This window comes from Amycolatopsis sp. cmx-11-12, assembly GCF_046269425.1.
Lineage (GTDB): Bacteria > Actinomycetota > Actinomycetes > Mycobacteriales > Pseudonocardiaceae > Amycolatopsis.
The window spans coordinates 1-12,334 of the sequence record NZ_JADNQM010000043.1; the positions used below are offsets into that span (position 1 = coordinate 1).

The 12,334-nt window shown below is 68.6% G+C and carries 17 protein-coding genes; 11 read left to right on the forward strand and 6 right to left on the reverse strand.

Annotated elements, in window-relative coordinates; all coding sequences use genetic code 11:
- Positions 1–142: 142 nt before the first annotated feature.
- From hemW to ACLARN_RS37640, 3 genes are all read right to left on the reverse strand, one after another.
- Entirely contained in the window at positions 143–1,357 is a 1,215-nt protein-coding gene (hemW, locus tag ACLARN_RS37630) for a radical SAM family heme chaperone HemW (RefSeq protein ID WP_409496253.1), read from the reverse strand.
- A gap of 65 nt (positions 1,358–1,422) precedes the next feature.
- The gene (locus ACLARN_RS37635) at positions 1,423–1,722 is read right to left on the reverse strand and encodes a hypothetical protein (protein ID WP_409496254.1); all 300 of its coding nucleotides are present in this window, start codon (positions 1,720–1,722) and stop codon (positions 1,423–1,425) included.
- A gap of 11 nt (positions 1,723–1,733) precedes the next feature.
- The gene (locus ACLARN_RS37640; protein WP_409496255.1) at positions 1,734–2,147 is read right to left on the reverse strand and encodes a VOC family protein; all 414 of its coding nucleotides are present in this window, start codon (positions 2,145–2,147) and stop codon (positions 1,734–1,736) included.
- A gap of 81 nt (positions 2,148–2,228) precedes the next feature.
- Here ACLARN_RS37640 and ACLARN_RS37645 point away from each other — a divergent pair, with 81 nt between their 5' ends.
- From ACLARN_RS37645 to ACLARN_RS37690, 10 genes are all read left to right on the forward strand, one after another.
- The gene (locus ACLARN_RS37645) at positions 2,229–2,801 is read left to right on the forward strand and encodes a TetR/AcrR family transcriptional regulator (RefSeq protein ID WP_409496256.1); all 573 of its coding nucleotides are present in this window, start codon (positions 2,229–2,231) and stop codon (positions 2,799–2,801) included.
- Positions 2,802–2,954: 153 nt separating this feature from the next.
- Positions 2,955–3,041: a putative leader peptide gene (locus ACLARN_RS37650; RefSeq protein ID WP_360907593.1), complete on the forward strand. Its 87-nt coding sequence runs from the start codon at positions 2,955–2,957 to the stop codon at positions 3,039–3,041.
- Between the two features lie 36 nt (positions 3,042–3,077).
- On the forward strand, positions 3,078–4,772 hold the full coding sequence (locus ACLARN_RS37655; protein ID WP_409496257.1) for a nitrite/sulfite reductase: 1,695 nt from the start codon (positions 3,078–3,080) through the stop codon (positions 4,770–4,772).
- Complete coding sequence (locus ACLARN_RS37660) at positions 4,769–4,921, forward strand: Insertion element protein (RefSeq protein WP_276368387.1); 153 nt, start codon at positions 4,769–4,771, stop codon at positions 4,919–4,921. The genes ACLARN_RS37655 and ACLARN_RS37660 overlap by 4 nt, the downstream gene beginning before the upstream one ends.
- Positions 4,918–5,613 carry a phosphoadenylyl-sulfate reductase gene (locus tag ACLARN_RS37665; protein WP_409496258.1) on the forward strand — a complete coding sequence of 232 codons (696 nt, stop codon included), beginning with the start codon at positions 4,918–4,920 and terminating at the stop codon, positions 5,611–5,613. The genes ACLARN_RS37660 and ACLARN_RS37665 overlap by 4 nt, the downstream gene beginning before the upstream one ends.
- An 11-nt stretch (positions 5,614–5,624) precedes the next feature.
- Positions 5,625–6,545: a sulfate adenylyltransferase subunit CysD gene (gene cysD, locus ACLARN_RS37670; RefSeq protein ID WP_409496259.1), complete on the forward strand. Its 921-nt coding sequence runs from the start codon at positions 5,625–5,627 to the stop codon at positions 6,543–6,545.
- Complete coding sequence (locus ACLARN_RS37675) at positions 6,545–7,807, forward strand: sulfate adenylyltransferase subunit 1 (RefSeq protein ID WP_409496260.1); 1,263 nt, start codon at positions 6,545–6,547, stop codon at positions 7,805–7,807. The genes cysD and ACLARN_RS37675 overlap by 1 nt, the downstream gene beginning before the upstream one ends.
- On the forward strand, positions 7,804–8,541 hold the full coding sequence (locus tag ACLARN_RS37680; RefSeq protein ID WP_409496261.1) for a sirohydrochlorin chelatase: 738 nt from the start codon (positions 7,804–7,806) through the stop codon (positions 8,539–8,541). Before ACLARN_RS37675 ends, ACLARN_RS37680 begins: the two co-directional genes overlap by 4 nt.
- 182 nt (positions 8,542–8,723) lie before the next feature.
- Entirely contained in the window at positions 8,724–9,347 is a 624-nt protein-coding gene (locus ACLARN_RS37685) for a cyclase (RefSeq protein ID WP_409496262.1), read from the forward strand.
- 75 nt (positions 9,348–9,422) lie between these two features.
- Positions 9,423–10,196 carry an enoyl-CoA hydratase-related protein gene (locus tag ACLARN_RS37690; protein ID WP_409496263.1) on the forward strand — a complete coding sequence of 258 codons (774 nt, stop codon included), beginning with the start codon at positions 9,423–9,425 and terminating at the stop codon, positions 10,194–10,196.
- Here the strand turns inward: ACLARN_RS37690 and ACLARN_RS37695 are convergent.
- Genes ACLARN_RS37695 through ACLARN_RS37705 form a run of 3 tightly spaced genes read right to left on the reverse strand, consistent with a single transcriptional unit; the run spans position 10,193 to position 11,243 of the window.
- Entirely contained in the window at positions 10,193–10,552 is a 360-nt protein-coding gene (locus ACLARN_RS37695; RefSeq protein ID WP_409496264.1) for a barstar family protein, read from the reverse strand. The genes ACLARN_RS37690 and ACLARN_RS37695 overlap by 4 nt on opposite strands.
- Complete coding sequence (locus tag ACLARN_RS37700; protein ID WP_409496265.1) at positions 10,549–11,028, reverse strand: ribonuclease domain-containing protein; 480 nt, start codon at positions 11,026–11,028, stop codon at positions 10,549–10,551. The genes ACLARN_RS37695 and ACLARN_RS37700 overlap by 4 nt, the downstream gene beginning before the upstream one ends.
- 11 nt (positions 11,029–11,039) lie before the next feature.
- A complete protein-coding gene (locus ACLARN_RS37705) occupies positions 11,040–11,243 on the reverse strand; it encodes a hypothetical protein (protein ID WP_409496266.1) in 204 nt (67 codons plus the stop codon).
- Between the two features lie 59 nt (positions 11,244–11,302).
- Between ACLARN_RS37705 and ACLARN_RS37710 the strand changes: the two genes are divergently transcribed.
- Positions 11,303–12,268: a zinc-binding dehydrogenase gene (locus tag ACLARN_RS37710; RefSeq protein ID WP_409496267.1), complete on the forward strand. Its 966-nt coding sequence runs from the start codon at positions 11,303–11,305 to the stop codon at positions 12,266–12,268.
- The last annotated feature ends 66 nt before the right edge of the window (positions 12,269–12,334 follow it).

Genomic DNA, 12,334 nt, shown 5'->3' on the forward strand with positions numbered 1-12,334 from the left:
GCTCGGCGAGCAGCTTCCGCGGCCCCTGAGGCAACCGCGTCTGACGGATCTCGAACAACACAACCCCTGAACAAGTCAGGTGTTGCAACCACCACTAGAACCCAAGGGGAAGGGGGCCTTCACGCGCTTCAAGCCCTGGGCCTCAGGTGAGCCTCCGCACCAACCCGTCCGCCAGCAACCGCCCTCGATCGGTCAGCACCGCCCGCCCCTGACCGTCCAAAGCGGACTGATCGAGCAGCCCCTCAGCGGCGGCGACGCGGGCTTCGGCCCGCCCGTCGTCGTCGAGGGCGTCGAGCGGAAGTCCTTCCGACAGCCGGAGTTCCAGCATCACGCGTTCCAGGTGCCGGTCTTCGTCGGTCAGCAGTTCGCGACCGGCGGCAGGCGAGTCCCCGGCGGCGAGAGAGGCGGCGTACCGGGCCGGGTGCTTGACGTTCCACCAGCGGACACCGCCGACGTGGCTGTGCGCGCCGGGCCCCGCGCCCCACCAGTCGCCGCCACGCCAGTAACCGATGTTGTGCCGGCAGCGGGCTTCCTCCGACGTCGCCCAGTTGGACACCTCGTACCAGCGCAGACCCGCCGAAGCGAGGACACGGTCGATCATCTCGTAGTCGGTGGCGAGTACGTCGTCGTCCGGCGCGGGCAGTTCGCCGCGGCGGATGCGGCGGGCGAGCGCGGTGCCCTCTTCGACGATCAGCGCGTACGCCGAGACGTGGTCGACCCCGGCGGCGAGCACTGCGTCCAGCGAGCCTTGGAGGTCTTCGACCCGCTCCCCCGGCGTGCCGTAGATGACGTCGAGGTTGACGTGCTCGAACCCGGCGGCTCGCGCTTCTGCGGCGGCCGCGACCGGACGGCCCACGGTGTGCACGCGGTCGAGGATCTTCAGGACGTGCTTCGCGGCCGACTGCATCCCGAGTGAGATCCGGTTGTACCCGGCGTCACGGATTCCCGCGAAGAACTCCGGCGAGGTGGACTCCGGATTGGATTCCGTTGTCACCTCGGCATCCGGCGCTAGGCCGAACGTGTCGCGGACAGCGTCGAGGACGCTGCGAAGGCCGTCCGCGCCGAGCAGGGACGGAGTGCCACCGCCGACGAAGACGGTGTCGACCGCGGGCGGCTTCCCGAGCACGCGCGCGGCCAGATCGAACTCGCGCTTGAGACCGTCGAGCCAGGACTGCGGCGATGAATCTCTGTCCAGCTCACCGGCGGTATAAGTGTTGAAGTCGCAGTAGCCGCACCGGGTCGCGCAGAACGGGACGTGCACGTAGACGCCGAACGGCCGGGTGCCGAGCCCTTCCAGCGCGCTCGCGGGGAGCGCGGACTCGACGGGCGCGGTGGTTTCGGGCAGCAACGCGGGCACACCCTAGTGTCCCCCACGCCGTGAAGGCCTCCTTCCCCGGGGAAAGAGGCCTTCACGAAAACGCGTCACCGGTCGACGATGCGCACCTTGACCGACGTCGAGCGGGTGCCGTCCTCGAACCGCACCCAGACGAGGGTCTCCATGGAGATCGAGTAGTCGTTGACCACGTAATCCAGAGACCAGTCGCCGTCCTCGTCGGACCGGAAGTCACGGCTCATGTTCACCTCGAACCGGTACGAGCCGCCCTTGTGCAGCACCGCCCCTTCTTCGGGCGAAACCAGCCCGCACCCTTGCTCGGCCCCGGAAGCCGTGCCCGGGACCAGCAGGGACGCCAGCACCATCGCGGCGACGGCGGCCTTACTCACCCGAAGCGGTCCTAGGCCAACCCGTTCGCGGCCAACCATTCCGGGGACGGCGGGATCACCTCGATGATGTCGACCAGGAAGCCGTTGAGGTCCTCGATGTAGAAGTGCCGCTGGCCGAATTCCTCGTCCACGAGCTCCGTGACGATCTTGACCCCTTCCCCGCGCAGCCGCTCGTATTCGGCCGCCGCGTCGGCGACCATGAACCCGACCATCGAGCCGGCTGCCTCCTGCGACCGCCAAGGCTCCGGCGTGGCCTTGTGGCCGCGCTTCGCGAAGCTCATTTCATACCCCGGCACGCCGGCGTTGAGGCTGGAGAACCAATCCAGCTCGATCGTCACCGTCAACTGCATATGCCGCTTCCACCAGGCGGTGGTCTCGGCGATGTCGTCGACGAGCACACAGGCACCGAAACCGCTGAGTTGCATCTGGTGTTTCCTCCCAGTCGAACCACTTGATGTGTAGTACTATAACCATAGTGGTTTGATCGAGGCAAGGAGAATGTTCCGATGCGACAGAATCCGGAGCGCCGGGCCGCCCTCACCGACGCCGCCATCACCGTTCTCGCCCGTGAAGGCGCACGCGGGCTCACCTATCGCGCGGTCGACGTCGAAGCGGACGTCCCGCCGGGAACGACGTCCAACTACTTCCGGAACCGGGACCAGCTGCTCGGCGAGGTCGGCGTCCGCGTGCACGAACGACTGTCGGCGCCGGCCGAGGTGATGGCGAACCCGCAGGCGGAGACGCCGTCCCACGACCGGGTCGGTGTACTGCTCGGCGAGCTCATGGGACGGCTGACCGGGCACCGCGAGCCCTATCTCGCCCTGCTCGAACTCCGGCTCGAAGCCACCCGCCGACCGGATCTGGCGACCGAGCTGACCAAGACGATCCGCGAAGGAATCGACATGAGCGTCGACTGGCACGTCGCGGCCGGGATGCCGGGCGGGCGGGCCGAGGTACTGCTGATGTATCTCGCGCTGACCGGGCTCACCGTCGAACGACTGACTCTGCCGGAGGTGCTCGCGGACGTCACCGACGAGGACGTCATCCGGGTCATCGTGGACCGCGTCCTCCCTTCTTGAGGCGTGCGCGTTCTGCGTCACAGTGGCGGGCGGCAGACTCGGACTTGACCTTCAAAGCAGGCCTTCGACCAGCGAAAACGTCAGCATTCGGACGTTGTTCCCAGCATTCGGACCGGCCTAGACCACATAGTGGGCGCGTGGCACGCTGAACGAATGACCCGCGCCGGAATCACCCTCGTGGCACGCCGCCACGTGGATCTTCGTCGCGTGGCGAGCGCGCTCTGTGCGACGAACCGCTGACTCCCCGCCACCACCACGATCTGCCGGAGGACTCCCATGTCGTCGCCCACGCGCGAGACCCCTGCCCGCACGCCCCGGGTGAAACAGAAACGGGGCGAAGGACAGTGGGCGTTGGGGTATCGCGAACCGCTGAACCCCAACGAGCGGTCCAAGAAGGACGACGACCCGCTCAACGTCCGGGCCCGGATCGAGAACATCTACGCCCACCGCGGGTTCGACTCGATCGACCCCGGTGACCTCCGCGGCCGGTTCCGCTGGTTCGGCCTCTACACCCAGCGCAAGCCGGGGATCGACGGCGGCCGCACCGCGACACTGGAGCCCGAAGAGCTGGACGACCGCTACTTCATGCTGCGGGTGCGGCTCGACGGCGGCGCGCTGACCACCGACCAGCTGGCCGTGCTCGCCGAGATCTCGCAGACCCACGCGCGCGACACCGCCGACATCACCGACCGGCAGAACATCCAGTACCACTGGATCCAGGTCGAGGACGTCCCGACGATCTGGGCCAAGCTGGAGAACGCCGGGATGACCACGATGGAGGCCTGCGGCGACAGCCCGCGCGTCATCCTCGGGTCCCCGGTCGCCGGCATCGCCGCGGACGAGATCATCGACGGCACGCCCGCGATCGACGAGATCAAGCGCCGCTACATCGGCGACCCGCGCTACTCGAACCTGCCGCGCAAGTTCAAGACCGCGATCTCGGGCCAGCAGGACGTCGCCCACGAGATCCACGACATCGCCTTCGTCGGGGTGAACCATCCCGAGCACGGGCCCGGTTTCGACCTCTGGGTCGGCGGCGGCCTGTCCACCAACCCGATGATCGGGCAGCGGCTGGGCGCCTGGGTCCCCCTGGAAGAGGTCCCCGACGTCTGGGAAGGCGTGATCAGCGTCTTCCGCGACTACGGCTACCGGCGCCTGCGTGCCCGCGCCAGGATCAAGTTCCTGGTGAAGGACTGGGGTGCCGCGAAGTTCCGCCAGATCCTGGAAGACGAGTACCTCAAGCGCAAGCTGACCGACGGCCCGGCGCCCGAAGTGCCCGCCACGCAGATCGACCACGTCGGCGTGCACCCGCAGACCGACGGCAAGTTCTACGTCGGCGCGGCGCCGATCGCGGGCCGCGTCTCCGGTGCCACCCTGCTGGCGGTCGCGAAGGCCGCCGAACGTGCCGGATCGAACCGCGTCAGGCTTACACCGCAACAGAAGCTCGTGGTCCTCGACGTCCCCGAGGCCGAGGTCGCCGGGCTGAAGACCGAACTGGCCGACCTGGGCCTGCAAGTCGAGCCCTCGCCGTGGCGGCGCGGGATCATGGCCTGCACCGGGCTGGAGTACTGCAAGCTCGCCATCGTCGAGACCAAGGCCCGCGCCATCCAGCTGGTCGACGAACTGGAGAAGCGTCTCGCCGACATCCAGGCCGAGTTCGAGAACCCGGTGACCGTGCATCTCAACGGCTGCCCCAACTCCTGCGCGCGGATCCAGACCGCCGACATCGGGCTCAAGGGCCAGATCGTCACCGACGAGGACGGCAAGCAGGTCGAAGGCTTCCAGGTGCACCTCGGCGGCGGGCTCGGACTGGACGCCGGGTTCGGCCGGAAACTGCGTGGCCACAAGGTGACCGCGTCGGAACTGACCGCGTATGTCGAACGGGTCGTGCGGGCGTACCTCGCCGGCCGCGAACCCGGCGAGCGGTTCGCCCAGTGGGTCACGCGGGCCGAAGAAGGCGTCCTGCAGTGACCGAACGAGCGACCCCGTACCACTGCCCATTCTGTGGCGATGAAGACCTCCGGCCGGAAGAGGGCGGCTCCTGGCTGTGCTCGGGCTGCCGCCGGGTCTTCACCGTGAAGTTCCTCGGACTGTCCTTTCCGGAGGTGTCACCAGGATGACCGCCACTGCCGACTACAAGACACTCGCCGAACGCGCCTCGAAAGAGCTCGCGGAGGCGACCGCGACCGAGGCTCTCCGCTGGACCGCGGAGACCTTCGGCGACGACTTCATCGTCGCGTCGAACATGCAGGACGCCGTCCTGATCGATCTGGCCACCCAGGTCAAAGCCGATGTCGACGTGCTGTTCCTGCAGACCGGCTACCACTTCCCGGAGACCATCGGCACCCGCGACGCGGTGCAGGCGGTCTACCCCGGCGTGCGGATCGTCAACGCCGAGGCCGCGCAGAGCGTCGCCGAACAGGACGCGGAGTACGGCCCGAAACTGCACGAGCGCGACCCGAACCGGTGCTGCGAGTTGCGCAAGGTCGTACCGCTTCGGAACACGCTGGCGAAGTACTCGGCGTGGGTGACCGGCGTCCGCCGCGTCGACGCGCCGACCCGCGCGAACACCCCCATCGTCACCTGGGACGACCGCAACGGACTGGTGAAGATCAACCCGATCGCGCCGTGGTCCGACGACGAGTTCAGGGACTACATCGACGAACACGGGATCCTCGAGAACCCGTTGGTGTCCATCGGTTATCTGTCGATCGGCTGCGCGCCGTGCACCGCGAAGGTCGCTCCGGGCCAGGACCCGCGCAGCGGCCGGTGGGCCGGTCAGGGCAAGACCGAGTGCGGCTTGCACGGGTGAGAAGGGACGACATGACCACGCTCGAACCGGCCGCTGACGCTGCCACGGACCACCTGGCGGCACTGGAATCCGAGGCCATCCACATCTTCCGTGAGGTGGCAGGCGAGTTCGACCGGCCGGTGATCCTGTTCTCCGGCGGCAAGGACTCGACGCTCCTGCTGCACCTGGCGATCAAGGCGTTCTGGCCGGCGCCGGTGCCGTTCCCGTTGCTGCACGTGGACACCGGGCACAACCTCGACGAGGTCATCGACTTCCGCGACCGCGTGGTCGAGCAGCACGGGCTGCGGCTGCACGTGGCGAAGGTCCAGGACTGGATCGACGACGGCAGGCTCGAAGAACGCGCCGACGGCATGCGCAACCCGCTACAGACCACGCCGCTGCTCGACACGATCTCCGAGAACAAGTTCGACGCGGTCTTCGGCGGCGGGCGCCGCGACGAGGAACGCGCCCGCGCCAAGGAGCGGATCTTCAGTCTCCGCAACGCTTTCGGCCAGTGGGAACCGCGTCGGCAGCGCCCCGAACTGTGGAACCTCTACAACGGGCGGCACCGCCCCGGCGAGCAGGTCCGCGTCTTCCCGCTGTCCAACTGGACCGAGGCGGACGTCTGGAACTACATCGCGCGGGAGAAGGTCGACCTGCCGTCGATCTACTACGCGCACCGGCGCGAGGTCTACCAGCGCGACGGAATGTGGCTCACCGAGGGCCCGTGGGGCGGGCCGCGGCCGGGCGAGGACGTGAAGGAACTGACCGTGCGCTACCGGACCGTCGGCGACGGTTCGTGCACGGGCGCCATCGAATCGACCGCCGCCACGGTGGACGAGGTCATCGCCGAGGTCTCGGCCTCCCGGCTCACCGAACGCGGCGCCACCCGCGCCGACGACCGGATGTCGGAGGCGGCGATGGAAGACCGCAAGCGTGAGGGGTACTTCTGATGTCCAGTCTGTTGAGGCTCGCGACCGCGGGCAGTGTGGACGACGGGAAGTCGACCCTGGTCGGGCGGCTCCTCTACGACACCAAGTCCGTCCTCGCCGACCAGCTGGACGCGGTCACCCGCGCCAGTGTCGACAAAGGACTGTCCACACCGGACCTCTCACTGCTCGTGGACGGCCTGCGCTCGGAACGCGAGCAGGGCATCACGATCGACGTGGCGTACCGGTATTTCGCGACACCGAAGCGCAGCTTCGTGCTCGCGGACACTCCCGGCCACGTGCAGTACACGCGGAACACGGTGACCGGGGCGTCCACCGCGCAACTGGCCGTGCTGCTGGTCGACGCGCGCAAGGGCGTCATCGAGCAGACCCGCCGCCACGCCGCGGTGCTCGCACTGCTGGGCGTGCCGCATCTGGTGCTGGCGGTGAACAAGATCGACCTCGTCGACTACGACGAAGCGACGTTCACCGTGATCGCCGAGGAGTTCGCGGAGCACGCCGCTTCCCTTGGCTACGAACGCGGTTCCGTGCTCGCGGTGCCGGTTTCGGCGCTGGAGGGCGACAACGTCGCGGAGAAGTCGGACAAGACCCCGTGGTACTCCGGGCCGACCCTGCTGGAGCACCTGGAAACCGTGCCGGTGGCGCCGGATCCGCACGATTCGGCGTTCCGCTTCCCGGTGCAGTACGTGATCCGGCCGCGGACGGCCGACCATCCCGACTATCGCGGGTACGCCGGGCAGATCGCGGCGGGCACCGTCCGGCCGGGTGACGAGATCGTCGTGCTCCCGCAAGGCCTCCGCAGCCGGGTGGAGGGTATCGACACCGCCGACGGACCGCTCGCCGAAGCCGGGTCGGGCACCTCGGTGACCCTGTTGCTGGCGGACGACCTCGACATCTCGCGCGGGGATCTGATCGCCGCCGTCGACCGGCAGCCGGAGGTGACCGACGAGATCGCAGCGACGCTGTGCTGGCTCTCGGCCAAGGCGCTCAAACCGGGCGCCCGGGTGCTGGTGAAGCACGGCGCGCGGACGGTGCAGGCCATCGTCGGCGAACTCCACGCCCGTTTCGACGAGCAGACGTTGTCCAGTGTGGACGGACCGGGGTCGTTGGAGCTCAACGACATCGGCCAGGTCACCCTGCGGCTGGCCGAAGCAATCGGCGTGGACGACTACGGCGTGAGCCCGCGGACGGGCGCGTTCCTGGTCATCGACCCGAAGGATGGCGACACCCTCGCCGCCGGACTCGTCGGCGAAAGGTTCGCATGACGCGGGCGCTCGTCGCCGTCGCGCACGGCAGTCGTGACCCGAGGTCCGCCGCGACCATCCGGGCCCTGCTCGACGTCGCCCGCGGGCTGGCGCCGGGCCTCGACATCCGGGAGTCCTTTTTGGACCTCTCGGAGCCGCTGCTGACCGACGTCCTGCGCGAGTTGTACGCCGAGGGGCATCGCGAGGTCGTCGTCGTGCCGCTACTGCTCGGTGTGGCCTACCACGCCCGGGTCGACCTGCCCGCGCTCGTCGCCGAGGTGACCGCAGACTGCCCTGACCTCGACGTGCGCGTTTCCGGGGTGCTGGGCATCGACCCGGTCATCGAGACGGTCGCGCTGGACCGGCTCACCGAGGCGGGCGCCGACCTCGACGATCCGGGGCTGGGCGTCCTCCTCGCCGGCGTCGGCTCATCGAATGTCGCCGCGAACGACGCGGTCGCCGGGATCACCACCCGCTGGCACCTTCGGCGCGGATTGCTCGCGACGCCAGCCTTCGCCACCGCCGCCCAGCCGGACGTGCCCGCCGCCATCGAGCGGTTGCGGCTCAACGGCGCGCGGCGGTTCGCGGTCGCGGGCTGGTTCCTCGCGCCGGGGCTGCTACCGGACCGGATCACGCGGCTGGCCCGCGAAGCCGACCCGTCGATCATCGTCGCCGGGCCGCTGGGCCCGGATCCACGCGTCGCCAGACTCGTCCTGGAGCGCTACGACCTCGCCGCCGCCCGGCTCGCCGCCTGAGTTGACCGGCTTTGTCCCGTTCGGGCGCTTGATACCGAACTTCGGTGGGTCTCGTTCCCAGTTCCGTGACGCCTCGCGTATGGGAACGGCCATTTCTTGACGACTTACTTAACTTGCCGGTAACTCTCTAAGCGCTGCGCAGCTCGGTTTCTCTCCCCATCGAACCCCCAGGTAGGTGGAACATGAAGGCTGCCATCCGTGCCCTCGTCTGCGTTTCGGCCGCGATCGTCCCGCTCATCGGTCTCGCCGCTCCCGCATCGGCCGCGACCACAGTCGTCTTCGACTGCGAAGCGAAGCCCCCGCTCGTCGGCAACCAGTACCTCAAGCTGAACCAGGACGCCGACGTCACCGCCCCGGCCACCGTCGCGCCGGGCGCCGCACTCGACATCGTCATCGACCCGGCGGCCAACACCGTCCCGGCCGAGGTCAGCGGCTACCAGGTCAAGCACATCAAGGACTTCGCGTTGAAGATCCCGGTCCCGGCCAACTCCACCTGGGTGGGCGCCGACCTCACCGGCGGCTCCGGCATCGGCTCGACCCCGCCGAAGATCACCGTCTCCGGCAACGTCGCGACGTTGAGCTTCCCCGGCCCGATCGCGGGCGGCTCGACGTTCGAACTGCCGACCGTGACCGCGCACCTCACCGCGGGCTCGTCCGGCACCATCGAGACGAAGTTGGCGGGCAGCAGCTATGGCGACCCTGGCCTGACCTTCACGGCGGTCGTCAGCGCGGGCTTCGAGGTCTCGGCGCCGACGTCCTGCTTCCCGAACCCCAGCCCGACCTTCACCACGACGACGATCGGCTGAACCACGCCTGCGCCACCCTCTCGCGGGGTGGCGCAGGCCACTGCCCGGCCGGACCACGCTGTGCGAAGGTGTGGCATGGCTGACGAACTGGTGCACTACGACGTGGTGGGCGGCACCGCCACGATCACCTTGGACTCCCCGCACAACCGCAACGCGCTCTCCGCCCAGCTGCGGCGCGAACTGAGCGAATCGCTGGACAAGGCGCGGGCGGACGACGCGGTACGGGTCATCGTGCTCACTCACACCGGCCCGGTGTTCTGCGCCGGGATGGATCTCAAAGAGGCCCGCGGTGCCGGGGCGGGCAACCAGGGCGTCAACGAGTTCCCGAAGATCCTCGAGCAGCTCTGGACCAGCCCCAAGCCGGTGGTGGCGAAGCTGGCAGGCCCCGCGCGGGCGGGCGGTATCGGCATGGTGGCCGCGACCGACATCGCCGTCGCGGTGCACGAAGCGACCTTCGCCTTCTCCGAGGTGCGGATCGGTGTCGTGCCCGCCGTCATCTCGCTCACCGTGCTGCCGCGGCTCAACGCCCGTGCCGCGCACGAGCTGTTCCTGACCGGCGACACCTTCGACGCGAAGCGAGCCGTCGAGATCGGCCTGCTGAACTCGGCCGTCACCGCCGACGAACTCGACGGCGAGGTCGCCCGCTACGTCAAGGCGCTCGCCCTCGGCGGGCCGAAGGCGCTCGCGGCGACGAAGGAACTGCTCAGCAAGCCTCGCCCGGCCACGCCGGGCGAAGGCTTCGAGGCCATGAACAAGCTGTCCGCCGGGTTCTTCGCGAGCGAAGAGGGCCAGGAGGGCATCACGGCCTTCGCCCAGAAACGCAAGCCGAACTGGGTTCCGGAGGCCTAATCAGGCAGGACGACGGTGAGGCGCCGGGAGTCCGATCGGTCACCGGTCGGCCCCAGCGCCCGCTGCGCGTCGGAAAGCACGCTGCGGACAGCCAGGTACGCCTTCGGATCACGGGCCTTGAGCACCGAGGAATCGGACCAGATCAGCACGTGCTCACCCGGCGGCAACCAGGACAGATCGGTGAGGCAGTCGTAGAGCGCGTCGAGGTTCTTCCCGAAGTAGTCGGGGAAGGACAGCGCTTCCGCGATCGCGTCCAGCGTCGAAGCCTTGTCGGTCGTCTTGCCGCCGTCGATCGGATGCGGATGCGCGCCCCGCGCGAAGGCCTTTTCCGCCTCGCCCTTCTCCGCCGCGCTCATCGGCTGGCGTCCACTACGACGAAGGACTTGTAGTGGTCCTCGGTGTAGTACAGCTCCTTGCCGGTGCCGGTCACCAGCCGCCTGGCCCCGCGATCCGGGCTGCCCGGCGTCTTGACCGTGTATTCCCGGTAGTAGCCGGAATCCTTGGCGGGCAGGACCTTCTCCCGGTTCTGGAAGGTGACGTCGTCGTTGCGCGGATACGGGTACGGTCCGCCCGCCTTGATGAGCTTCCAGGTGTCGGAGGCCTGCGGGGGAAGTCCCGTGAGCGGTTTGACGGGGAGACCGGACTCCACGCCCGCGACCTTGCCCTGGCTCGCCCCGGTGTCGCCCGGCTTCCCGGCCGCGCTGGACGAACTCGCCGGAGCCGAAGTGCTCTTGGTGTCATCACCGCTGATGCCGTCCTTGACGAACCAGCCGGCGAGCACCAGCACGATCAGCCCGATCAGGGCGGCGGTGATCCGCCTACGGTTGAACATGGTTCGCCAGCTTAGGATGGCCGGTCGGAGTCGTTCGCATCGCGGGCCGCGCCGAAGAGCCGGGCGACCTTGCCGAAGACCGTGTCGAGCAACCAGGCCGCGACCAGGCACAGCGGCACCACGACTGCCATGACCAGCACGAACTGCACGGGAAACGGGGCCTGCGCGAGCCACAGCTCGACGCCGTCCCACCAGTCAGCAAGCCCGTTGAACACAGTGTGAGCCTACGCGCGCGCCTGCTGCCACCGCCGGTCAGGCCAGGTAGGTTGCTGACATGTTCGCCGTTTACGCTTCCGAACCCAACGCCGAAAAGCCGCTGGACTCGCTCGTGATCGGCGAGCGACCCGAGCCCGACGTGCCCGAAGGCTGGGTACGGGTTCACGTCAAGGCCGCCAGCCTCAACATGCACGACCTGTGGACGCTGCGCGGCGTCGGCATCAAACCCGAGCAGTTCCCGATGATCCTGGGCTGCGACGGAGCGGGCACACTCGACGACGGCACCGAGGTCGTCCTCCACTCCGTGATCAACGCCCCCGGCTGGCAGGGCGACGACACCCTCGACCCGAAGCGCAGCCTGCTGACCGAGAAACACCAGGGCAGCTTCGCCGAGCAGGTCGTCGTCCCGGCGCGCAACGTCGTGCCGAAGCCGGCGGGCCTGACCTTCGCGGAAGCCTCGACCATGGGCACGGCCTGGCTGACCGCCTACCGGATGTTGTTCGTGAAGTCCGGGCTGCGACCCGGGCAGACGATGCTCGTCCAGGGTGCCTCCGGCGGCGTCTCGACCGCCCTCGTGCAGCTCGGGCGTGCGGCCGGATTCCGGGTTTGGGTGACAGGGCGTAGCGAAGAAAAGCGTGCGCTGGCCGAGAATCTGGGCGCACATCAGACCTTTGAGTCCGGCGCGCGGCTGCCGGAACGGGTCGACGCGGTCTTCGAGACCGTCGGGAAGGCGACCTGGTCCCACTCGGTGAAGTCGCTCAAACCGGGCGGGATCATCGTCGTTTCGGGCTCGACCAGCGGCCCGGACGCGCACGCGGAGTTGCAGCGCGTGTTCTTTCTGCAACTGCGTATCGCGGGTTCGACGATGGGGACCAGGGACGAATTGACCGATCTCCTCGCTTATCTGGAGCTCACCGGGGTTCGACCGCAGATCGGCGCGGAATTGCCGTTCCCGGAAGCGGAAACCGGGTTTAAGAACATGCTCGACGGGGAAACATCAGGCAAGGTGGTCTTCACGCATTGATCGGAGGGGTGGTTTCTCCCCCTTTGCCGTGATCCAGCCCGCACATGAGCGCACGTCCGCGCGGTC

Excerpts from the sequence above, each read along its gene's own strand:
- ACLARN_RS37640 (WP_409496255.1), bottom strand. The coding sequence starts at position 2,147 with ATGCAACTCAGCGGTTTCGGTGCCTGTGTGCTCGTCGACGACATCGCC.
- ACLARN_RS37645 (WP_409496256.1), top strand. The coding sequence starts at position 2,229 with ATGCGACAGAATCCGGAGCGCCGGGCCGCCCTCACCGACGCCGCCATC.
- ACLARN_RS37650 (WP_360907593.1), top strand. The coding sequence starts at position 2,955 with ATGACCCGCGCCGGAATCACCCTCGTGGCACGCCGCCACGTGGATCTT.
- ACLARN_RS37655 (WP_409496257.1), top strand. The coding sequence starts at position 3,078 with ATGTCGTCGCCCACGCGCGAGACCCCTGCCCGCACGCCCCGGGTGAAA.
- ACLARN_RS37665 (WP_409496258.1), top strand. The coding sequence starts at position 4,918 with ATGACCGCCACTGCCGACTACAAGACACTCGCCGAACGCGCCTCGAAA.
- cysD (WP_409496259.1), top strand. The coding sequence starts at position 5,625 with ATGACCACGCTCGAACCGGCCGCTGACGCTGCCACGGACCACCTGGCG.
- ACLARN_RS37675 (WP_409496260.1), top strand. The coding sequence starts at position 6,545 with ATGTCCAGTCTGTTGAGGCTCGCGACCGCGGGCAGTGTGGACGACGGG.
- ACLARN_RS37680 (WP_409496261.1), top strand. The coding sequence starts at position 7,804 with ATGACGCGGGCGCTCGTCGCCGTCGCGCACGGCAGTCGTGACCCGAGG.
- ACLARN_RS37685 (WP_409496262.1), top strand. The coding sequence starts at position 8,724 with ATGAAGGCTGCCATCCGTGCCCTCGTCTGCGTTTCGGCCGCGATCGTC.
- ACLARN_RS37690 (WP_409496263.1), top strand. The coding sequence starts at position 9,423 with ATGGCTGACGAACTGGTGCACTACGACGTGGTGGGCGGCACCGCCACG.
- ACLARN_RS37695 (WP_409496264.1), bottom strand. The coding sequence starts at position 10,552 with ATGAGCGCGGCGGAGAAGGGCGAGGCGGAAAAGGCCTTCGCGCGGGGC.
- ACLARN_RS37700 (WP_409496265.1), bottom strand. The coding sequence starts at position 11,028 with ATGTTCAACCGTAGGCGGATCACCGCCGCCCTGATCGGGCTGATCGTG.
- ACLARN_RS37710 (WP_409496267.1), top strand. The coding sequence starts at position 11,303 with ATGTTCGCCGTTTACGCTTCCGAACCCAACGCCGAAAAGCCGCTGGAC.